This is a genomic window from Cellulomonas sp. P4_H12, from assembly GCF_056400905.1.
This window is the reverse complement of the sequence record NZ_JBFUKJ010000080.1, coordinates 1-712: the sequence shown is the minus strand read 5'-3', so window position 1 is coordinate 712 and position 712 is coordinate 1. Positions and strand designations below refer to the sequence as shown.

General features: G+C 68.8%; 1 protein-coding gene. It reads right to left on the bottom strand.

The genetic code is table 11. The features are described from left to right. Positions 1–447, bottom strand: a 447-nt coding sequence (locus AC1DQC_RS19840; RefSeq protein WP_477052948.1) for a serine hydrolase domain-containing protein, incomplete at its 3' end; no start/stop codon positions are given. Positions 448–712: the final 265 nt, after the last annotated feature.

Below are 712 nucleotides of genomic sequence, written 5' to 3'. Positions count from 1 at the left end.
GGGCAGGACACCACGCCGCCGGTCGGGGACGGCCGCAGCCAGCGCGGCCGCCACCCCGTCGTGATCCAGCAGCGCCAAGCGGCCCGGCACCAGGCCACGCACGCGATGGAGTCCCGCCCGATGGCTCAGCAGTTCACGCACCGTGATGGAGTCCTTGCCCGCGGTCGCGAACTCAGGCCAGTACTCGGCGACCGCTTCGTCGTAGTCGATCAGCCCGCGGTCGGCGAGGCGGTGGAGGACTGTGCTCGCGACGCCTTTGCCGGTCGAGAACGACACCGCGACGGTGCTCGATTGCCAGCGCGTGGTGGGAGTGGACCAGCCCGACCAGATGTCGACGACCGGTTCACCGTGCAGGTACACCGCCAGAGCGCCACCGCCGTCCGACGTCCGGTCGAAAAGCCCGMAGAAGCGATCCGCCAACGGCGCGAAGGTGGGCGACACGACCATCGCAGTCGGGGCATGCTGCCCGCCGCGGGAGTCCGAGCGTCCGGACCGGCTCTTGTCCGACCTTTCGTGTGCGTGCGTCATCGTGTCCGCTCGTCGCTGTTCGGGGGCCGCGCTCACACGTCCCCTGCCGGTCTGTACAACGCTGAAATACCCCTGGGGGATTCCCGGCGGACCCGTACAGAGGCCGAAATGCTCTGGTCAGTACGCCCCGCGCTGCGAGATCGTAGATGCACGGAGGTGGCAGTTCGATGGTCAAGCATTGGCT